Genomic DNA, 19,857 nt, shown 5'->3' on the forward strand with positions numbered 1-19,857 from the left:
CGGCCCGGTGAGGCGCACCCATCGTGGATCGCCACCGCCTCGGAAGGGACCGTCGACGTGCGCAAGCCCTTATCAACGTCCTTGATCACCGCAGCGCTGGTCGCGGCGGGCGTGCTGCTGCCGGTCGGCCCGGCCGCCGCCACTCCCACCGACACCCTCGCCACCGACACCCTCGCCTCGGCCACCCTCGCCTCGGCGGCCGAGCGCAGCGGCCGGTACTTCGGCGCGGGCGTCCAGGGGTACAAGCTGGCCGACCCGGTGTACACGGGCATCCTGGACCGCGAGTTCGCCGTGGTCACGCCCGAGAACGAGATGAAGCTCGACGCCACCGAGCCGCAGCAGGGCCGGTTCACCTTCGGCCCGGCCGACCGGATCGTGGACCACGCCGTGCGGCAGGGCAAGCGGGTGCGCGGCCACACGTTGCTCTGGCACCCGGGGCAACCGTCCTGGCTGGTGAACCTGCAGGGCGCGGCGCTGCGGCAGGCGATGCTGAACCACGTCACGCAGGTGGCGGCGTACTACCGGGGCCGCGTCTTCGCCTGGGACGTGGTCAACGAGGCGTTCGCCGACGGCACGTCCGGCGCCCGGCGCGACTCCAACTTCCAGCGCACCGGCGACGACTGGATCGAGGCCGCGTTCCGCGCGGCGCGGGCGGCCGATCCCGGCGCGAAGCTCTGCTACAACGACTACAACATCGAGAACTGGGCGCACGCCAAGACCCAGGCCGTGCACCGGATGGTGCGCGACTTCCGGGCGCGCGGCGTGCCGATCGACTGCGTCGGCCTCCAGTCGCACTTCACCGCCAACCACCCGGTGCCCGCCGACTTCGCCACCACGATCCGCAACTTCGCCGCGCTCGGCGTGGACGTGCAGCTGACCGAGCTGGACATCGAGGGCTCCGGCGCCACCCAGGCGGAGAACTACCGGCGTGCCGTGACGGCCTGCCTGGCGGTGAGCCGGTGCACCGGGATCACGGTGTGGGGCATCCGCGACAGCGACTCGTGGCGCGCCTCGGGCACGCCGCTGCTGTTCGACTCGACCGGCGCCAAGAAGCCCGCGTACACCGCCGTCCTGAACGCGCTCGACGGCGGCCCGTGCCCGTAAGGCACCTGGCCGGAGGCGGCTCACAATCGGTGATGCCGTTCGGCCACAGGGTTCACCCCGCCGCACAGGCCGCCACCATCCCCGTGGCCTGCGGCGAGAACGCGCTCGTCGCCGCGGTCAACCTGGCCGACCCGACCGCCGCCACCGCCGACACCCCGGCGCCTGCACCTACGCCCTCACCACCCCGCACGGCGGTCTCGCCAACGGACTTCCGGTCATCACCACGCCCATCGAGATGATCGACCCGGTCACGACCACCCGGAACTCGCTGCTGAGCTTCCGCATCGCCGCGGTCGACTCGGCGGCGACCACCCTCACCACCCGACGCGGAGCCGCCCGGACCTGACCGGGCGGCTCCGCATTGCTCCTGACAGAGCTTGCGCGCACGTCGATCACTCCTATACTAATCCAGTGTTAAGTGGATTACGGGATAAGACTCGTGGTGGTCGGCGGTTCGACCGGGCGACCTCTCCGCCATGTCCCGGCTCCACCGCACCTGGACACGATCCCCGGCGACCACCAGGAGAGACCCATGAAGTTCTTGATCGTCCTGCACGACCCTCCCTACGGCACCGAACGCACCTACAACGGCATCCGGTGGGCGCGTCAGCTGATCGACGCCGACGGCAACCACGAGGTCAAGATCTTCATGTTCGCCGACGCCGTCGCCGCCACCGCAGACGGCCAGAAGACGCCCAACGGCTTCTACAACCTCGCCAAGATGCTCAAGGGCTTCACCGAGAAGGGCGGCGTGGTCGGCAACTGCGGCACCTGCATGGACGCCCGCGCCATCGCCGACGACCGGTTGGTGTCCGGCAGCCACCGCTCCGGCATGGCGGAGTTGGCCGAGTGGACCGTGTGGGCCGACAAGGTCATCAACGTCTGAGATGGGGAACGAGACCGTGGCCAAGACCGTTGTCGTCCTCGGAGCAGGCGTCGGAGGACTCACCACCGCTACCCGCCTGCGGGGGATGCTGCCCGAGCAAGACCGGATCGTGCTGGTGGACCGCTCGTTCGACGGCGTGCTGGGGTTGTCGCTGCTGTGGGTGATGCGCGGCTGGCGCACCGCGGACCAGGTGCACGTGCGGCCGAAACCGTTGCCGGGCATCGACATGCGGGCCGCGGAGGTCCGCTCGATCGACACCGACAACAGGCACGTCCACACCGACAGCGGCTCGATCGCCTATGACGCACTGGTCATTGCGCTCGGCGCGGGACTGGCACCGGACCGGGTGCCGGGTCTGAGCGACGTGACCGAAGCCGGGATCGCAGGCGAGTTCTACACCCTCGACGGCGCGGACCTGCTGCACCGCCAGTTGTCCGAAGTAGACTCCGGGCGGATTACGTTCGTCGTGGCGGGGGTGCCGTTCAAGTGCCCGGCCGCGCCGTTCGAGGGCGCGCTGCTCGCCGCCGACCTGTTGGGCGAGCTCGGTGTGCGCGGGTCCGTCACGGTCGACGCGTTCACCCCGGACCCGTTCCCCATGCCGGTCGCCGGCCCCGCGGTGGGCAAGGCGCTCGTCGGGATGCTCGAACAGCACGGGATCGGCTTCCACCCCGGCAAGAGCCTCGAGCTGGTCGACGCGCGGGCCAAGCAGCTGACCTTCGCCGACGGCACCCGCGAGCCGTTCGACTTCCTCGTCGTGGTGCCGCCGCACCAGGCGCCGGCTCCGGTCCGCGAGACCCGCTTGGGTCCGATGGGCTGGATCCCGGTCGATCCCCGCACGCTGGCGTCCGACGTCCCCGGTGTGTGGGCGCTCGGCGACTGCTCCGCGCTGATGCTGCCCAACGGCAAGCCCTTGCCCAAGGCAGCGGTCTTCGCCGAGGGCGAGTCGGAGGTCGTGGCCAACGGGGTGGCGCGCCACCTCGGCTACGACGCGCCGGAGCCGTACTTCGACGGCAATGGCTCGTGCTACGTCGAGATCGGCGGGCACCTGGCGGCCAAGGGCGTCGGGAACTTCCTTGAAGCACCGGCGCCGTCCGTCACGCTCATGGACCCCTCGCCGGAGTTCCACCGGGAGAAGCAGGACGAGGAACGCGCGTGGATGGAGCGGTGGAGCGGCTGAACGCTCAGGAGCGCCCGAGGAACGACGTCGGTCGGGCCACCCCCGCGTGGCGGCCCGACCGACCCCGTCCGGTCTCCTCGGCTCACGCCCGGTCGGTGAGGCCGACGGCGGCGGCCACCTGGTCGGCCGCCCGCCTGACGTCCTCCTCGCCGGTCCAACGCCCGAGCGACAGGCGCAGCGCCGACGTGGCGCGCCCGGCCGGCAACCCCATCGCGGTCAGCACGGGCGAAGGGGACTCGTCGCCTTCGTGGCAGGCAGATCCGGCCGAGGCGGCCACGCCCGACAGCGCGGCCTGCAGTTCCGACGCGACCGTGCCGTCCACGCAGATGTTGAGGGTGTTGGGCAGCCGCTGCTCAGGGTGCCCGTTGAGGTGCACCCGCCCCGGCAGGCGCTGGTCCAGGTCGGCGTGCAGCTCGTCGCGCAATCTCCGCAACCGCTCCGGCTCGCCGGGCAGCGCTTCGGCGGCGAGCCGCGCGGCGACACCCATTGCCACCGCGTACGGCACGTTCTCGGTGCCGGCGCGCAGTCCGCGTTCCTGCCCACCGCCGTGGACGACCGGCTCCAGAGCCAGCCCACGGCGGACGAACAGCGCTCCGACCCCCTTGGGCGCGTACAGCTTGTGCCCGGCGACCGTGAGCAGGTCGACCCCGAGTTCCCGCACCGAGACGGGGATCTTCCCGACCGACTGGGCGGCGTCGGTGTGGAAGACCGCACCGCCGGCGTGGGCGATCGCGGCCAGTTCCGCGACGGCCTGCACGGTTCCGGTCTCGTTGTTGGCGTGCATGATCGACACCAGCACGGTGCGCCCGGTCAGCGCCCTCCTCAGGTCGTTCGGGTCGACCAGCCCGTGGCGGTCGACCGGGAGCCGGGTCACCCGGAAACCGTGCAGGCGGACCAAACTGTCGCACGCGGCGAGCACGGCCGGGTGCTCGGTGGCCTGCGTGATCACGTGGTCCCCTCGATCACGGCGCGCGAGCGCGGCACCGCACACCGCCAACGTGTCGCCTTCCGAGCCGCCGCCGGTGAAGACGACCTCCTCGGGCGCGCAGTCGAGCAGGTCGGCGACCTGGCCGCGCGCCGAGGCGACCGCGTCACGCGCCACGTGCCCGAAGACGTGGCCGCTCGACGGGTTGCCGAAATGCCGGGCGAGGTACGGGAGGCATGCCTCCACCACGCGCGGGTCGACCGGTGTGGTGGCGTTGTAGTCCAGGTAGGTGACCTCGCCGTCCAGCCCGGGAGGACGGTTCACCTCGCGCCGCCGTTGCGGGGCCGCCTGCCGGTTTCCCGGAGGTCGGCGAACCGGCACGACACCGAACCGGCCACCGTGAACAGTCTATTGAGGACTACCAAAACGCACCTCGACCCGTTCCGCCGTTCACCCGTTCCGCCGCTTGCGCGACACCTGACCACTCGTATACTACTCCAGGGTTCAATGGAATAGTGGGCTTCAAGGTCGCCCTGTGTCGCGAGACATCGGGTCGTGCGACCGAGGGATGAATTCAGACCGCACGACCGCGGCCGGATAACGCCCCACAAGGACGATTGACAGGCCCTTGACGCCATCCATAGCCTGACCAAAAGGACAAAGGCGCGTGTTGTCCTGACACAAGGGGGTCTCGACCACATCGGCGCATTCGACCTCGCCGATTGCGGACATTTGTCGCGGTAGCCGAAAGCCGGGCCGACAGAAACCCGGCGTCGACTCGTGCGCACATTCGTGGATCACCTCGGAACTCAACGTCGAAGCCACTGCGGACAAATCCTGGTGGCGTGACGATCGCGCCTTCGACCAGGAATCGCGGAGGTACCGAGAATGACCACCGGAACCCACATCGGCGATCTCATCCCGATCATCGAGGACACGGTCGCGCCCAACGCCGCCGACGTCGACGCGACCGGCGCTTTTCCGCGCGCGGCCGTCAAAGCGCTCGGCGAAGCCGGTTTGCTCGGTTTGACCAGCGCCACCGAGGTCGGTGGCAGGGGCCAGGGCTTGCGCGCCTCCGCCGAGGTGGTGGAGCACATCGCCCGCGCCTGCGGCTCCACCGCGATGGTGGTCTGCATGCACTACGCGGGCACGGCGGTCATCGAGGCGTTCGGCCCGAGGGACACGCGGGAGGCCATCGCCCGCGGCCAGCACCTGACCACCCTCGCCTTCTCCGAAGCCGGTTCGCGCAGCCACTTCTGGGCGCCCATGTCCACCGCCACCGCGGCGTCCGACGGCCGCGTGCTGCTCGACGCCCGCAAGAGCTGGGTGACCTCCGCCGGCGAGGCGGACTCCTACGTCTGGTCGAGCAAGCCGGTGGCGGCCGAAGGGCCCAGCACGTTGTGGCTGGTCCCCGCGGCGGCGGGCGGGCTGGACGCCAGCGGCCGTTTTGACGGGTTCGGCCTGCGCGGCAACGCGTCCAGGCCCGTCTCCGCCACGGACGTCCTCGTCGACCGCACGGCCCTGCTCGGCGTGGACGGCAAGGGCGACGAGATCATGTTGAGCATCGTCCTCGCCCACTTCCAGGTCATGAGCGCGGCCGTCTCGCTCGGCCTCGCGGAATCCGCGATCGCGAAGGCGGTCGAGCACGTCACGACCGCGCGGTTCGAGCACCTCGACCGCCGCTTGGCCGACCTGCCGGTCAACCGGGCCAACATCGCGAAGATGCGGTTGCTCGCCGACCAGGCCCACGCCCTGCTCGGCGACACGGTGCAGGCCATCGAGACCGGGCGACCGGACGCGACGCTGCGGGTGCTGGAGGTCAAGGCGGCCGCGTCGGAGGCCGCCATCGCCGTCACCGACATCGCCATGCGCGTGTGCGGTGGCGCCGCGTTCCGCAAGGAAGGCGGGCTCGAGCGCTACTTCCGCGACGCCCGTGCCGCGACCGTCATGGCGCCCACCACGGACGCCATCCACGACTTCATCGGCCGTGCCGTGTGCGGCATGCCGCTGTTCGACTAGCGCAGGACGCCGACGGCCGGGCCGACCACCGCGGTGGCAGTCCGGCCGCCGGCGCGGTCACGTGCGGCGGTCCGGCAGGTGGGTCTCGTACATGCGCACCGCGACGACCACACCGGACGCGGCGGTGATCGCGGCGACCACCCACACGGCGGCCCGCACGCCGGCCAGGTCGGCGACCACACCCGACAGCAGGGCGCCGACGGCGAACCCGCCGTCACGCCAGAGCCGGTAGACCCCGACCGCGCGTGCCCGCCAGGACGGGTGCGCGACGTCCCCGATGGCGGCCAGCAGCGTCGGGTAGACCATCGCGGTGCCCGCGCCCAACAGCACGGCGGCGACCGCCCAGGCGGTGAACGTGTCGGCCACGGCCGTCAGCGCCAGCGCCGCGGCCTGCGTGATCATCCCAGTCGTGATCAGGCCCTTGCGCCCCCACCGGTCCGACAGCGGCCCGGTGAGGAGTTGCCCGACGGCCCACACGCCGGGGTAGAGCGCGGCCAGGACACCGATCCGTGAGACGGACAGCCCGGCGGTGGCGAACAGGATCGGGAACAGGCCCCAGGCCAGGCCGTCGTTGAGGTTGTTGACCAGGCCGGCCTGGCTGGTCGCGGACAGCGCGGGTTCACGCAGGCTGGTGTGGGCGAAGACCTGCCGGTCGGTGAGGTCGGCGTGCAGGTGGTCGTGGCGCCCGTCGGCGCGGGCCGCGTGGCGGGACGCTTCGAACCGGGCGTGGTCGCGCGTCTCCCGCACCAGGAACAGCGACAGGCCCAGCCCCAGGGCGGCGTAGGACAGACCGAGCAGGAACGGCGCGGGCCGCAACCCGTAGCGGACGGCGAGGTAACCGGTGGCGGCGGCGGTGACGGCGACCGCCAGGTACCCGGCGGCCTCGTTCAAGCCCATCGCGAGCCCGCGGCGGGAGGGACCCGCGAGGTCGATCTTCATGATCACCGTGGTGGACCAGGTCAGCCCCTGGTTGACGCCGAGCAGCACGTTGGCCGCGACGACCCAGCCCCACGACGGCGCCCAGATGAGCACCAGCGGCACCGGGATCGCGAACAGCCACCCGATCAGGAGCACCGGCTTGCGGCCGTACCGGTCGGAGAACGTGCCCGCGAAGTAGTTCGTCACGGCCTTGGTCAGCCCGAACGCCAGCACGTACGTCAGCAGGAACGTGTAGCCGGTCAGGTGGAAGACCTGCTCCGCCAGCGGCGACAGCACCGTGCGCTCCTGCCCGAGCACACCGCCGACCAGCGCGTTGACCGCGACCAGGAGGGTGAACTGGGCGAGGTTCGCGCGGATGCCCAGGCGGAGGTCCGCCGAGCTCATGCGCCCGTTCCCGACGCGGGGCCGGTGGCCGCCACCCGGCCTCGTGGACCCGGTCGATCGTCGACGAGCGGAACCACGTCGGCCGCGTCCACGGCACCTCCTCGCCTCCCGCAGTGGACGATCACCACTGCCAGGCGATGTTCTACCCTATTCCAAAGAGGAATGGATAACCAGGGTGGCGGAGGTGTGCGGGCGGCCGAGGCTCGACCACCCGCCTGCGCTACATGAAGTTGCGGGTGTGCAGTGCGGACAGGTCGGCCGCCTCGTCACCGGGGAAGCCCAGGTGGACCAGGCGCCGCCGGCGGCCGTCGTCCATCTCGGACTGCAGTTTCATCACCGCGTCGTAGCCCTTGCCGATGGCCTGCGGTGTCCACTCGCCGGCAGCGAGGATCACCAGCGAGTCGAACACGTCCTGGTTCAGCCCGGACGTGTCGACCAGCGCGCTGTAGCGGCGCTCGACGGCCGCCCGCAACCGCGAGCGCAACGAGGGGTCGAGCTCGGCCTGGTGCTGCAGGTGCGCGACCCCGAACGCCACGTGCCGCGCCTCGTCCCGGCGGGCCAGTCGGGTGACCTGGCGGGTGACCGGGTCCGGCGCGTTCTTGTCCAGGAACTCCAACAGGTTCAGGAAGCTGCCCTCGCCCAGCACCGACAGCAGGAACGAGGCCATGGAGAAGTCCGCCTCGCCGAGCAGCGTGGCCAGCGACTCGCGACCGCTGACCGACGAGGTGCCCATCTCCCCGCGCCGCAGCAACGCGCGGCGGGTGAACACCTCCATGTGCCGCGCCTCGTCGGCCGCCTGCACGGCGAGCAGTTGCAGGACCTCACGGAAGTGCGGGTGGATGCGGGCCAGCAGCTGCGCCGGGATGACCAGCGCGGCCTGCTCGTTCTCGATGAGGTAGGTCATGACCTGGACGACCGCGGTCTCGATCTCGTCCGGGAGGGTGAAGTCCGCGTTCCACTGCACCTCGGTGTCCGGGTTCCACTGCGCCGAGGCCGCGTGGCTGTAGAGGGACGGTGCGATCTCGGCCCACACGAGGTCGCGATGGGTGATGTCGAAGGGCGTCCGGGGTCCGCCGCTCTCGATGAGCGCGCCGCGCGCGGCCAGGCCCCAGTCCGAGGGCGGGTGGTCCACGATGCCGTCCACGCCGGGGCCGCCCGCCCGCCCACCGGTCGAGGTCCGCCTGTCCGCGGACGACCCACGCCCGGACGCCGAGATCGGTGTCCGGGGCACGGCGGGCCCGATGGCCGTTCTGCCGGCACCACGCCTCCAGGTGCACGACCAGCGCCGGGTCGCCGCCCGTGACGCCGAGTTCCTGACCCGGCCGGAGGTCCTTGAGGCCTTGCTGCACCAGCAGGTGCGCGCCGCGCTCGAAACCGAGGTCACCGAGGTCGACCATGCCCGCCGGGGTCGTCACGGCCGGTACTCCCCTGTCGTGACGCGCCCGTCGGCGTCGTAGAAGCCCTCCTCGTCCACCGCTGCGTCCAACAGCGAGTAGCCGGTGGAGCGGCCTTCCTGCCACATGGTCAGGCCTTCCAGGTCGAGCAGCGGGCGGACCTCCGGATCGGCGTAGGACATCGACAGCAGCAGCTCACCGAACCTGCCGACGAGGTCCTGCGGCGCGGTGTCGACGACGGTCATGTTGCAGTGGTCGTATGCGGGGGTCTGGGCGAGCACCCTCGTGCGGCCGGACGGCAGCGTGCCCTCGCGGGAGAACTGGAGGTGGTTGACGTCGATGATGGCCGCCGCCGCGACCTCGCCCGCGAGCAGCGCCCGCGCCGCGTCGCGCTCGCCGCCGATGTGATCGCCGTGCAGGCCGACGCCGACGTCGAACCGCTTGACGGTCACGTTCTCCCCCGGCGTGAGACCGGCTTCGCGCAGGAACGACCGCGGCACCAGGGTGGCCTGCGGCGAGTCCACCGCGCCCAGGCCCACGGTCTGGTCCTTGAGGTCGGACACCTTCTCGAACGTCGAATCGCCGCGCACCAGGATGACGGAGTGCAGGTCGCGGTCGGTGTCCCGCATGACGAGCGGGCGGATACCGCGGCCGGCCGCCTTCGCCAGCCGCTCCGCCCGCAACCAGGCCAACGGCGAGTTCCAGGCGGCGTGGAGCCTACCCGCGACCAGGTCTTCGACCTGGCGTTCGTAGTGGGAGTAGAGGACGAAGTCGAACGGAAGACCCCGCGCTCGCAGCCAGGAGCGGAATCCGCCCCAGATCGTCACGACCTTCGGGTCGTACGCGACAGCGCCCATCAACAAAGTCATCGCGGTGGCCTCCTCGACTATCGACGGCAGGTGCTCCGGGAACAGCGAAGACCGAGGCATCACGGAATGCGGCTCCACCGCACGGCCGCGAGGCGGGCAGAAGATCGCGATGTCCGACGAGTCGCCGGTAAGTCACCGATCACCGCATTTCTGCGGTCGGGTCGTCGGACGTTGCCAAGGCACCACTCGATTCCCCCGGAACCGCTGTTCCAGCAATCAATGGATCATTGGCAGAATATCCACGGGGTCCCACCGTGTCCAGGGTCGGAAATTGCCGCGAATTACACCCGACCAGGAACGCGGAACCTCGAGAGCCGATATTCGCGACACCCAGGGCGAGCGCCGTGATCACCCAGGACAGCCACCTCAGACTAACTTCAGAGTCAAGTAGTGACTGGGAGAACCGCCGCCACCCGATCGAGCTGCGGACCCACCACCGGACGCACGCGCACACCGTGTAACCACCTTTGCGGAGGCGGTACCGCCACCAGCTAGGCCGTACGCGTGAAGCGCGCCACTCGAACTTGTGGCCCGTCGTCGCACACTGCTACAACTTACAGACTGCTTACCTTTTATATACTCACTTGACGGTCCGCTGCCGTTCCCCCTCGGGCTTCCACCGGCTCCAGCGCGACGCAGTCGATCACCCCACACCGCCTACCTCCGGAGCGGAAGATGAGATCCCGATCAACCAGATCGCGCCCCGTCGTCTCGGTGGCGTTAGCCTCCGTGCTCGCCGTGGCACTGCCCCTCGCCCCCGCGGCCGCCGACACACCACCGAGCGCGCAGGGCCTCCAGCCCCCGAACGTCGTCATCCAGTGGAGCAACGCCGGGATGTCGGCCATCACCAAGTCCACCATGGGGCCGCCGATGGTCGCCCGCGCGTACGCCGTGCTGCACACCTGCATCTACGACGCCTGGGCCGCCTACGACTCCCGCGCCGCCGGGACGATGTTCGGCAACGGGCTGCGCCGCCCCGAGGGCGAGCGCACGGCGGCGAACAAGGACGAGGCGATCAGCCACGCCGCCTACACCGCCGCGCTCGACCTGTGGCCCGAGTACAAGTCCGACTTCGACGCGCTGATGGCCGCGCTGGGCTACCGGCTCACGTCGTCCACGATCCCGGCGTGGATCGGCAGGCGGGCGTGCGGCGCGGTGCTCGACTACCGCCACCGCGACGGCTCCAACCAACTGGGCGACATCGCGCCGGGTGCCTACTCCGACTACACCGGCTACGCGCCGGTGAACCTGCCGATGGACATCGCCGAACCCCTGGCGGTCCACACCGTGAAGAACCCCGACCGCTGGCAGCCCCTCAGCTACCGGGTCGGCGACCAGGTGATCACGCAGAGCGGCGTGGGGCCGCAGTGGCGGCACGTGACGCCGTTCGCCATGAGCTCGTGGGACCAGTTCACCGCCGGCCTGGCGCAACCGGCGCGCCACGGCACGGTCCGCTTCGAGCAGCAGGCGCAGCAGCTGATCGACTACGGGGCGAACCTCAACGACCGGCGCAAGGTGGTGACCGAGTACTGGGCGGACGACTTCCCGGGCACGCCGCGGCCACCGGGGCGCTGGCTGATCGTCGGGCAGTACGTCTCGACGCGGGACGCGCACACCGTCGACCAGGACGCGAAGATGCTCTTCGCCGTCGCCAACGCCATCTTCGACGCGAGCATCGCGTGCTGGGGGATCAAGTACACCTACGACTCGGTCCGGCCGATCACCGCGATCCGGTACCTCAACCGGAACAAGCAGATCCCCTCGTGGTCGCGGGCGGGCACCGGGCCGCGGTTGATCCCCGGCGACACGTGGCTGCCCTACCAACCCGACTTCCTGATGACGCCGTCGTTCGGCGACTTCGTGTCCGGGCACAGCACGTTCGGCGCCGCGGCCGCCGAGGTCCTGAAGAACTTCACGGGCAGCGACGCCTACGGCGAGACCCTCGTCTACCCGGCGGGGTCCTCCAAGGTCGAACCGGGCCTGACGCCGGCTCGCCCCATCACCCTGAGCTGGTCGACGTTCACCGAAGCCGAGGCGGAGAACGGCATCTCCCGCCTCTACGGGGGAATCCACTTCCACGACGCCAACCAGAACGGCCGGGTCCTGGGGCGCCAGGTCGGCACGCACGCGTGGGCCAAGGCGGCGCGGTACTTCGACGGGTTCCCGTCCCCCTGACTTCCACGACCCGGCGCCGCACTTCGGCGCCGGGTCACCGGATGGACCGGCGGACGGCCGCGCTGACGAAGTCCACGCCCAGGGTGAGGAGGACGATCGTCAGCACGATGGTCGCGGCCTGCGCGAAGTGGAAGCTGTTGAGCTGGTGGTGCAGGAGCACTCCCAGACCGCCGGCGCCGACGACGCCGACGACGACGGTCTCGCGGACGGTCACCTCCCACCGGTAGAGGCTGTAGGCGGCGAAGCGGGGTGCGGCGGCGGGCAGCACCCCGTACCAGACGAGTTGCCTGCGTGAGGCCCCGAGAGCGCTCAGCGCCCGCAACGGCCGGCCCTCCAGGTTGTCGACCACCTCGGTCATCAGCCGGCCCAGCACACCGGCCGTGTAGATCCCGAGCGCCACCGCGCCCGGCAGGATGCCGGGGTAGAACGCGAACAGCGCGAGCAACGCCCACACCGGCGGCGGCACGGCACGCAGCACGATCATCGTCAGGCGAGCGGCCAGGAGCACGGGCAGGCGTCGGGCGCGGGACGCCGTGACGCGGTCGAGCTGGGGCAGCGCCGCCGCGGGCACGGCGAGCACGGCGGCGACCGCGAAGGCGATCGCCATCGCCAGGACGGACATGGCCAGCGTGACACCGGCCAGCCGCAGCAGCTCCGCGAGCCCGCCGTCGACCATCACCAGGGGCCACACCTGCCCGGCCAGCATCGAGGCCTGGCGGGCGGACCGGTCGCTCCACAGCACCGAGGGGTCGAGGCGCACCCACCAGACCGAGGCCACCACGAGGGCCGCGGCGAGCAGGACCGACCCGGCCACCACCGGGTCACGGCCGTCGACCGACCCACGACGGCGACTGCGCGAACCCGACAGCCTCGTCCGCACGAGTGAGCTCCACCCGTCGGCCAGCGCGCTGAGCAGGATCAACGCGTAGAGCAGCGTCCACATCTCGTGGTAGACCAGCGCGCGGAAGCTGTCCAGCAGCTCCGTGCCGAGCCCTCCCGTCCCGACGAGGCCCAGGATCGTGGCGCTGCGGATCGCGCACTCCAGCCGGTAGAACGCGTAGGACAGCAGGTCGCCGAGCGCCGACGGCACCAGGCCGTACAGGACAGCCGACGACCTGCGTGCGCCTGCCGCCAGCAGCGCGTCGTGCGGAGCGCGGTCCGCCTCGTCCAGCAGTTCGGAGAACACCTTGGCCGTGACGGCGCCGAACGGGATGCCGATCGCCAGCACGGCCACCACGGGGCTGCGGCCGAGCACGATGAGCAGGCCCAGGCCCCAGATCACCTCGTGGATGCCGCGCGGCACCACCAGCGCGACCCTGGCCAGGCTCCAGCCCACGACGTCGCGGGTCCGCCTGGCCGGCGCGTCGGCCCGCCACCAGACCTGGGACGTCAGCACGCCGCCGACCACGCCGATCACGAGGCTGACCGCGGTGCCCAGCACGGCGTACGCCAACGTGGTCATGGCCGAGGCGCCCACGAGCGCCAGGAACCCGCCGTCGACCCGGGGCGCCACCGCCGCGGCGAAGAACTCGACCAGCTGCCGCAGGCCGTCCACCCGGATCACGGGGTGGTCGTCCAGCACCACCGGCAATGCCGATGCCACGACGGCCGCCACGCACGCGAGCAGCCACCACCGCCGCCGGTTGGTCCCGCCTCCGGCGCGGCGCGGCGGCTCGTTCGGGACGGCGGACGGCGGCAGGCAGCCGACGCGCTCGTCCAGCGCCTTGGCGGTCAGGGTCACGACGAGCCGTCCCGGTCGGTGCGGAACAGCTCGGCCACGTCGGCGGCGCGCACGTCGGCCGTGCTCGTGTCGACCACGACCCGCCCCGACCGCAACCCGACGACGCGGTCGAACCGGCCGAGCGCGATGTCGAGGTCGTGCAGGCTCGCCACCAGCGTCGTGCGCGTTTCGTCGCTGATCGCGAACAGCAGGTCCACGACCTCCCGGCCGCGGGCCGGGTCGAGGCTGGCGATCGGCTCGTCCGCGAGGATCACCCTCGGCTCCTGCACGAGCACCCTGGCGATCGCCACGCGCTGCTGCTCGCCGCCCGAGAGGTCGCCGGTGCGCTCCCGCAGCTTGTCGCCGATGCCGACGCGGCGGAGGGCGGCTTCGGCGCTCGCCACCTCGAAGGGGCGGGCCAGGGACAGCGCCGCCTTCCAGAACGGCCACGCGCCCAACCTGCCCGCGTTGACGTTGTGCACCGCGCGCAGCTGCGCGACGAGGTCGAAGTGCTGGTGGACGGTGCCGATCCGGCGCCGCGCGGCGCGGATCTTCCTGGTGGACGCGACGCGGTAGTCGCAACCGAGCGCCCGCACGCGTCCCCCGGTCGCGGCCACCGTGCCGTTGAGCAGCCTGATGAGGCTGGTCTTGCCCGCACCGCTCGGGCCGATGAGCGCCACCCGCTCGCCCGCCTCGATCTCCAGGTCGATGTCGGACAGGACGTCCACCCCACCGAGGCGGACCGAAGCTCTGCGCAACTCGAAGACGCGGTCGCCTGCCATGGGTCAGCGCAGCAATCCGAGCTGACCGGCGACGGCCTCGATCTGCGCGTAGTCCTCGGCCGCCGCGGCGACGAAGCCGCCGGCCGCGAACAGGTCGAGCACCTGCTTCTCCCGGTCGTCACTGCCGTCGCAGCTGAGCAGCGCGTCCCGGGCCAGGTCGGTGAACCCCTGGCCCAGGCGCTGGTCCAGGTCGGGCCGCGCGAGCCAGTGGTAGTCGTGGTAGGTGGGCGTGCGGAAGACCTCGCGCACGGTGGTCGGGTCGACCTTGCCCTCTTGGACCCGCTTCTCCCAGACCGACGCGCTGAGCACACCCACCTGGTAGGCGCCGGACTCGACCAGCTTGAGCGTGGCGTCGTGCGATCCCGAGTAGCCCGGCTCGCCGGTGAAGTCGTCCAACGAGACCCCGGCCCGGTCCAGGAAGTACTGCGGCATCAGCCTGCCGGAGGTCGACGTGTCGCTGCCGAAGGTGAAGGAGTGGCCCTTGAGCCGGGCCAGGTCCCCGACCTCGGTGAACGGCTCCACGCCCGCCGCGGGGTTGGCCACGAACACGCTGCGGAACTGCGCGTCGACGTCGCGCTGGGCGACCGGCGCCGCGCCGGGTACCCTCTTCCTCGCCTGCACGCCGGTCAGGCCGCCGAAGAACACCAGGTCGAGGTCGCCGCGTTCGAACTGGGCGACCGCCGCGGCGTAGTCGCGCACGGGCACGTACTCGACCTGGACGCCCAACCGGTCGTGGAGGTAGTCCGACACCACCCCGTACATCCGCTGCAGCTGCTGTGGGTCCTGGTCCGGGATCGCGCCGATCCGCAACCCGCCCGGCTCACCGCCCGCGCCCGCCCCGCAAGCCGCCGTGGAGACCAGGACCACCGATAACAGGATCGCTCGCGCAACACGCCACATGGGCGCTCCTCCCCCGTTGGGACCGCCGGATGCCGCTTCTACCCCGCGGGCCGGTCGGCACTCGCATGTCCGGCGACTCCGTTGCGCTGCGCGACGTGCTGTGCGCCAAGCTCCGAGGGCCGGCTGCTCTCAGCAGATCACTTCATAGTAGTGTATCGACTCTGCTGTCGACAGGGTCCGGCGAACGTTCCGACGAACGCTCTGGACTGCGCCATCAGGCCTGGGCAAGACCGCTGACGTGGGCACTGAGACGTTGACAGATCACTGCTCTTGACGGAGCAGGACGGGCGACCGGCAGCGACCGCGCAATGCTACTATCAGTCTCAACAGCTACCTTCGGCGGAAGGTTCGGCACCATGAACGTCCGGCGCGACTACAACCAGTTCTGCGGACTGGCCGGCGGCCTGAACGTGATCGGCGAGCGCTGGACGCTGCTCATCATCCGCGAGCTGCTCATCGCGCCCACGCGGTTCAACAGCCTCCTGGAGAACCTGCCGGGCATCGGGCCGAACCTGCTCGCCGACCGGCTCAAGATGCTGACCGAGTCCGAGGTGATCAGGCAGCTGCCCGTCGAGGGCGACTCGCGCGGCAAGATGTACCAGCTCACCGAGCTGGGCGAGGAGCTGCGCGCCCCGGTCCTCGCCCTGGCCAAGTGGGGCATGGGCTTCCTGCGGGAGAGCGACTCCAAGAAGGCCGTGCGCGACGAGTGGGGCTTCCTCGCCCTCCAGGCGATGATCGACCACGACCGGATCCCGGACGTGGACGAGACCTACGAGTTCCGGGTCGGCGAGCACAGCTTCGCCGTGCAGGTCCGCGGTGGCGCGGTGACCTTCGCACCCGGATCGGTGCCGATGCCGGACCTGACGATCACCTGCGCGGCGGACACGTTCGTCCGCATCGGCGCCCGGATGCTCACCCCGTTCGACGCGATCGTGGCCGGCGACATCAAGGTGGACGGCGACCCGGAGGTCATCCACCGGTGCACCCGGATGCTCGGCCTGACCTGACCTGACCTGACGCGGGCGTCAGGCGGACTCGTCGGCGTCGAGCATGCCTGCCATGACGAACGGCGCGGCCTCCAGCTGGAAGTCCATCCCGGGGTGGTGCTGCTTGACCACGCCGTCCAGCGCCAGCAGGCTCAGCAGCGGGAACGTGAACTCCGGGTCGGCGTGGACGCCGTACCTGCGCTGGAGGTCGAAGAGCGCGGCGGCGAACCGGGGCAGGCTGAAGTCCTGGACGGCACGCCCGCAGTTGCGCCGCACGAGGTCGGCGACGTCACGGCGGAACCCGGCGAGGTCGGCCTGCCCCGACACCGCGCGCGCGGTGGACAGCAGGGTGTCCGCGCACCCGGCGCCGTCGCCGTCGATCATGCCCGCGAAGAACGCGGTGAACTTCGTGCGCGCGAAGTCGCTGAGCTGGTAGACGAAGCCGAAGTCGACCACGACCACGTCCCCTGCCGCGCGGAAGTAGGCGTTGCCCTGGTGCAGGTCGACGTGGACGAACCCGTGCAGGAACATCGACTCGTACATCGCGCGCACGAGCGTCTCCACCGCCCCGGTCAGCTGCGGGCCGGGCAGCCCGGCGTTGCGGTCGCGGTCGAGGCCGTCGAGGAAGTCCATGCCGAGGACCCCCTCACCGCACATGCCGTCCACCACCTTCGGGACGGTGACGGCGTCGAGGTCCGCGGTGAGCTCCCCGAACCGCCGGAGGTTGCGCCGTTCGCGGTCGAAGTCCAGCTGGTCGAGCACGCAGCGGCACAGCTGGTCGGCGATCTCGCCCATCGGCACGCCGCGGAGCACCGGCACGAACGCCAACGCCCGCGCCATGCCCCGGATGATCCGCGTGTCCGCGGTGATCTGCCGGACCGCCTCCGGCTTGCGCACCTTGAGCGCCACGTCGCGGTGCGGGAGCACCACCCGGTACACGCACGCGATGGAACCGCTCGCCACGGGACCGTCGAGGACGGCCCGCCGCACGGCCTGGGCGTTCGCCACCTCCGCGCGGTCCACGACGCCGACCGCGTCGGCCACCGGCATCGGCCGCACGTCGTCCTGGAGGCGGCCCAGCGCGTGCGCCAGCACCGGACCGACGAGGTCCCGGCGCGTGCTCAGGAACTGCCCACCCTTGAGGAACGCGCCGCCGAGCCGTTCCACCGTCGCGGCGGTCCGCTCGGCGGCGTCCTCGCGCCAGTGCCCGCGCGACCTGATCCGCGCGAACGCCACCGAGGAGCCCAGCGCGACCAGCGCCAGCACGACCTGGACCGCCCTGCGGACGATGACGATCGTCGTCACGTTGTCATCCCTTCAGCACGCACATGACCGCTTCGCGGAGCGTGTCCGAATCGGCCGTCAGCAGTTCCGGCGGCACCGGCCGGGGTTCGGTCGTCCGCTCGAACGCGGTCCAGTGCCCGGTCCGCGGGCGCGAGACCCGGATGCGCACGGGCAGGTGGTCCCACTCGGCCGCACCGAGTTCCAGCGCCTCCCACCGGCGGGTCTCCTCGCCCTTGTGCACCGTGCTCCGCGCGACCGGGATGCCGTGGACGTCGCTGACGGTTTCCACGACCTCGTAGCCGTGGGCCGCCTTCGACACCCGTGTGGTCGACGCCGGCAGGTCGTGCCACCGGCTCCACGGGGTCACGCCGTCGTCGGGGGTCAGGTCGCGCGTGGGCGGGTGCGGCCACGCCATCAGGTCGACGTAACCGACGTCGGTCAGCGGCAGGCATTCGTAGACGTGCGCCGCCGTGATCACCTTGGGCGCGCGCATCGTCGGCAGGTACGTGGTCACCTCCGCCGACTCGGCGCCGTGGACCTCCGTCGTGGTCACCCGCGTGCCCGCGAGGGCCGCGGGGCCCAGCACCAGCAGGACCGTGACGGCGCGTGCCGCCCCGGCGCCGCCGGTGGTCGTGGAGCGGGCGAACAGGTAGGTCATCGGCCGGTGTCCGAGCGAGGCTTCCACCAGGAACGCGTATGAACCGAGCGGGCCCGCACCGAGGTTGGTCCGGGCCCACCCGACAGTGGAGTCACCCATCCGCAGGGTCCTAGACCGCGGACACCGCGTAGGCCTCGACGGGGTCCTTGGCCGTCTCGATCGGGATGTGGTGCAGGAGCGCCCCGATCTCCAGGTCGGCCGCGATCAGCGTGCCCACCTGGCGGCTGCCGTCGAACAGCGCGTAACCGTGCGAGGTGCGGGACACGTCGCCGATCGGGGGCACCATGTTCACCCGCGACTCGACGGCCACCGGCACGTCACCGGTGTCGACCATCGCGCCGAGGTTCTCGATCTCGAACCGCGGGAACAGCAGCGTCACGCAGTTCTTCAGCGGCGTGACCTTGCCGCCGCCCGGCTGGGCGGGCGCGACCGTCGCGCCTTCGCGCTTCCACGGCGTGTTGGTCACGCGGACCTGGCCGAAGATCTCGCTGTCACCGACGACCTGCAACGACAGGAACTGCGCGCCGATGGTCGCCGTGGTCCAGGTGAGCTCTTCCGCGCCCTCGGCGCCGATGCGCGGCTCGTGCCGGCGGTAGACGCCGATGCCGTGCAGGTCGACCAGGTCCTCGCCGAGACCGTCGATGCTGACGTGGATGCGCTCACGGACCGTGAACACCTCCAGCGCCGCCGGGCTCAGGGTGTACGGGCGGATGGTGTAGAGGTTGCCCGGACCGCCCCACGCGAGGTCGTGGCCCTTGACGACGTCGGCGTTGGACAGCGCGGAACCGTCCGCGCCGGTCACCGCTCCGAACGATTTCAGGATCTCCATGACGCTGACGGGGATGCCGTTGTTCTCCATGCCACTCCTGTTCAGCAAATGTCGTCCGCACGCCGAGCGGCGCACGGCTTCCGCGCCGTCACGAGGTCAAGACGAGTGAAGCCATGAACCTGTCGAGGGCGTCGATGACGTACGCGAAATCGATGACCCGTTCCGGCGTGACCGTCGCGCTCGCCATCCGGTCACCCAGTTCGACCGCCAGCACGTCAACCAGTCGCTCGAGGTTGTTGTGCGAGATCGTCACGGGGAAGTGCTCGAGCTGCTCCGCGTACGCGGGGTCCGCGTGCGGCGGGCCGGGCTCGACGCCGTGGTCCGGGCCGTAGGCGTCGCGCCAGGCGGCCTGCACCCCCAGCTCGTACTCCGTGAAAGGGCCTTGGAAGTAGGGCAGCCAACGGCTTCGCAGCTCGTTCGCCGACATCCGGTCCTCGACGAACGCCTTGGCCGCGGGCGTGACCTGTGCCCGGTACGCGTCGAGCAACGCGGCGGTGTCGAGCTTGGTCGCTCCGGTGGACGCCTCTGCTGTCGCGGTCATCGATCCTCCTGGGGTGTTCGAGCGCGGAACCGGGAACCTCCGGCGCTGCGGGCCGGGTGACTCTCCGAATGAGTACATCACTATCTCTTTTATGAGTCAATGACCCCTTCAGCATTCCACTGAGGACACGAATAGCTCTGGTTGAGCCGTATCCTGAGGCCGACCAAGTCAACTGCCGTGAGAGTCGCTATACGTTAGCTAGGCGATGAAGTCGGTCGTGAGAAGTGGCGGGAGCGTCCCGCGGGCACGACGGGAACGCGGGTGCACGGACCGGGTCCGTGCACC

18 protein-coding genes are annotated in these 19,857 nt (G+C 70.9%); 7 read left to right on the forward strand and 11 right to left on the reverse strand.

Annotated elements, in window-relative coordinates; translation table 11 throughout:
• The first annotated feature begins 57 nt into the window (after positions 1-57).
• The 3 genes from ADK67_RS02810 (at position 58) to ADK67_RS02820 (ending at position 3,167) form a co-directional block, all read left to right on the forward strand.
• Positions 58-1,104 (forward strand): endo-1,4-beta-xylanase, encoded by a 1,047-nt coding sequence (locus ADK67_RS02810; protein WP_231647982.1) that lies wholly within the window; start codon positions 58-60, stop codon positions 1,102-1,104.
• A gap of 532 nt (positions 1,105-1,636) precedes the next feature.
• Positions 1,637-1,990: a DsrE/DsrF/TusD sulfur relay family protein gene (locus tag ADK67_RS02815; RefSeq protein WP_053714781.1), complete on the forward strand. Its 354-nt coding sequence runs from the start codon at positions 1,637-1,639 to the stop codon at positions 1,988-1,990.
• Position 1,991: 1 nt separating this feature from the next.
• Positions 1,992-3,167, forward strand: coding sequence for an NAD(P)/FAD-dependent oxidoreductase (locus ADK67_RS02820; RefSeq protein ID WP_197289243.1), 1,176 nt, complete (start codon positions 1,992-1,994; stop codon positions 3,165-3,167).
• An 82-nt stretch (positions 3,168-3,249) separates the two neighbouring features.
• On the opposite strand, the gene ADK67_RS02825 is transcribed toward ADK67_RS02820, so the two are convergent.
• Positions 3,250-4,416, reverse strand: a complete 1,167-nt coding sequence (locus ADK67_RS02825) for a cysteine desulfurase family protein (protein WP_053714782.1) — start codon at positions 4,414-4,416, stop codon at positions 3,250-3,252.
• Between the two features lie 564 nt (positions 4,417-4,980).
• Between ADK67_RS02825 and ADK67_RS02830 the strand changes: the two genes are divergently transcribed.
• Positions 4,981-6,111 (forward strand): acyl-CoA dehydrogenase family protein, encoded by a 1,131-nt coding sequence (locus tag ADK67_RS02830; protein WP_053714783.1) that lies wholly within the window; start codon positions 4,981-4,983, stop codon positions 6,109-6,111.
• A gap of 57 nt (positions 6,112-6,168) precedes the next feature.
• Here the strand turns inward: ADK67_RS02830 and ADK67_RS02835 are convergent, their stop codons facing one another.
• Both ADK67_RS02835 and ADK67_RS02840 read right to left on the reverse strand, forming a co-directional pair.
• Entirely contained in the window at positions 6,169-7,434 is a 1,266-nt protein-coding gene (locus ADK67_RS02835) for an MFS transporter (RefSeq protein ID WP_053714784.1), read from the reverse strand.
• 220 nt (positions 7,435-7,654) lie between these two features.
• Positions 7,655-8,566, reverse strand: a complete 912-nt coding sequence (locus ADK67_RS02840; protein WP_231647983.1) for a ferritin-like domain-containing protein — start codon at positions 8,564-8,566, stop codon at positions 7,655-7,657.
• Position 8,567: 1 nt separating this feature from the next.
• Between ADK67_RS02840 and ADK67_RS53280 the strand changes: the two genes are divergently transcribed.
• Entirely contained in the window at positions 8,568-8,891 is a 324-nt protein-coding gene (locus tag ADK67_RS53280; RefSeq protein ID WP_231647984.1) for a hypothetical protein, read from the forward strand.
• Here ADK67_RS53280 and ADK67_RS02845 read toward each other — a convergent pair.
• A complete protein-coding gene (locus ADK67_RS02845; RefSeq protein ID WP_053714826.1) occupies positions 8,846-9,697 on the reverse strand; it encodes a phosphate/phosphite/phosphonate ABC transporter substrate-binding protein in 852 nt (283 codons plus the stop codon). The genes ADK67_RS53280 and ADK67_RS02845 overlap by 46 nt on opposite strands.
• Positions 9,698-10,411: 714 nt before the next feature.
• Here ADK67_RS02845 and ADK67_RS02855 point away from each other — a divergent pair.
• Positions 10,412-11,872 (forward strand): vanadium-dependent haloperoxidase, encoded by a 1,461-nt coding sequence (locus ADK67_RS02855; RefSeq protein ID WP_197289244.1) that lies wholly within the window; start codon positions 10,412-10,414, stop codon positions 11,870-11,872.
• Between the two features lie 34 nt (positions 11,873-11,906).
• Here the strand turns inward: ADK67_RS02855 and ADK67_RS02860 are convergent, their stop codons facing one another.
• Genes ADK67_RS02860 through ADK67_RS02870 form a run of 3 tightly spaced genes read right to left on the reverse strand, consistent with a single transcriptional unit; the run spans position 11,907 to position 15,274 of the window.
• A complete protein-coding gene (locus ADK67_RS02860) occupies positions 11,907-13,613 on the reverse strand; it encodes a PhnE/PtxC family ABC transporter permease (protein ID WP_053714787.1) in 1,707 nt (568 codons plus the stop codon).
• Positions 13,610-14,374 (reverse strand): phosphonate ABC transporter ATP-binding protein, encoded by a 765-nt coding sequence (locus ADK67_RS02865; protein ID WP_053714788.1) that lies wholly within the window; start codon positions 14,372-14,374, stop codon positions 13,610-13,612. The genes ADK67_RS02860 and ADK67_RS02865 overlap by 4 nt, the downstream gene beginning before the upstream one ends.
• 3 nt (positions 14,375-14,377) lie before the next feature.
• Positions 14,378-15,274 (reverse strand): putative selenate ABC transporter substrate-binding protein, encoded by an 897-nt coding sequence (locus ADK67_RS02870; RefSeq protein ID WP_053714789.1) that lies wholly within the window; start codon positions 15,272-15,274, stop codon positions 14,378-14,380.
• 356 nt (positions 15,275-15,630) lie between these two features.
• Here ADK67_RS02870 and ADK67_RS02875 point away from each other — a divergent pair, with 356 nt between their 5' ends.
• Positions 15,631-16,281 carry a winged helix-turn-helix transcriptional regulator gene (locus tag ADK67_RS02875; protein ID WP_053714790.1) on the forward strand — a complete coding sequence of 217 codons (651 nt, stop codon included), beginning with the start codon at positions 15,631-15,633 and terminating at the stop codon, positions 16,279-16,281.
• A gap of 18 nt (positions 16,282-16,299) precedes the next feature.
• Here ADK67_RS02875 and ADK67_RS02880 read toward each other — a convergent pair whose 3' ends face one another.
• Genes ADK67_RS02880 through ADK67_RS02895 form a run of 4 tightly spaced genes read right to left on the reverse strand, consistent with a single transcriptional unit; the run spans position 16,300 to position 19,572 of the window.
• Positions 16,300-17,565, reverse strand: a complete 1,266-nt coding sequence (locus tag ADK67_RS02880; protein ID WP_053714791.1) for an ABC1 kinase family protein — start codon at positions 17,563-17,565, stop codon at positions 16,300-16,302.
• Positions 17,566-17,569: 4 nt separating this feature from the next.
• On the reverse strand, positions 17,570-18,301 hold the full coding sequence (locus tag ADK67_RS02885; RefSeq protein WP_053714792.1) for a hypothetical protein: 732 nt from the start codon (positions 18,299-18,301) through the stop codon (positions 17,570-17,572).
• A 10-nt stretch (positions 18,302-18,311) separates the two neighbouring features.
• Positions 18,312-19,061, reverse strand: a complete 750-nt coding sequence (locus ADK67_RS02890) for a DUF6073 family protein (RefSeq protein WP_053714793.1) — start codon at positions 19,059-19,061, stop codon at positions 18,312-18,314.
• A gap of 58 nt (positions 19,062-19,119) precedes the next feature.
• Positions 19,120-19,572, reverse strand: a complete 453-nt coding sequence (locus ADK67_RS02895; protein ID WP_053714794.1) for a hypothetical protein — start codon at positions 19,570-19,572, stop codon at positions 19,120-19,122.
• Between the last annotated feature and the right edge of the window lie 285 nt (positions 19,573-19,857).

It is taken from the genome of Saccharothrix sp. NRRL B-16348 (assembly GCF_001280085.1).
In the GTDB taxonomy this organism is placed as follows: Bacteria; Actinomycetota; Actinomycetes; order Mycobacteriales; family Pseudonocardiaceae; genus Actinosynnema.

Coding starts and splice junctions, on each gene's coding strand:
- ADK67_RS02830 (WP_053714783.1), top strand. CDS start 4,981: ATGACCACCGGAACCCACATCGGCGATCTCATCCCGATCATCGAGGAC.
- ADK67_RS02875 (WP_053714790.1), top strand. CDS start 15,631: ATGAACGTCCGGCGCGACTACAACCAGTTCTGCGGACTGGCCGGCGGC.
- ADK67_RS02815 (WP_053714781.1), top strand. CDS start 1,637: ATGAAGTTCTTGATCGTCCTGCACGACCCTCCCTACGGCACCGAACGC.
- ADK67_RS02890 (WP_053714793.1), bottom strand. CDS start 19,061: ATGGAGAACAACGGCATCCCCGTCAGCGTCATGGAGATCCTGAAATCG.
- ADK67_RS02865 (WP_053714788.1), bottom strand. CDS start 14,374: ATGGCAGGCGACCGCGTCTTCGAGTTGCGCAGAGCTTCGGTCCGCCTC.
- ADK67_RS02835 (WP_053714784.1), bottom strand. CDS start 7,434: ATGAGCTCGGCGGACCTCCGCCTGGGCATCCGCGCGAACCTCGCCCAG.
- ADK67_RS02895 (WP_053714794.1), bottom strand. CDS start 19,572: ATGACCGCGACAGCAGAGGCGTCCACCGGAGCGACCAAGCTCGACACC.
- ADK67_RS02820 (WP_197289243.1), top strand. CDS start 1,992: ATGGGGAACGAGACCGTGGCCAAGACCGTTGTCGTCCTCGGAGCAGGC.
- ADK67_RS53280 (WP_231647984.1), top strand. CDS start 8,568: ATGCCGTCCACGCCGGGGCCGCCCGCCCGCCCACCGGTCGAGGTCCGC.
- ADK67_RS02885 (WP_053714792.1), bottom strand. CDS start 18,301: ATGGGTGACTCCACTGTCGGGTGGGCCCGGACCAACCTCGGTGCGGGC.
- ADK67_RS02845 (WP_053714826.1), bottom strand. CDS start 9,697: ATGACTTTGTTGATGGGCGCTGTCGCGTACGACCCGAAGGTCGTGACG.
- ADK67_RS02870 (WP_053714789.1), bottom strand. CDS start 15,274: ATGTGGCGTGTTGCGCGAGCGATCCTGTTATCGGTGGTCCTGGTCTCC.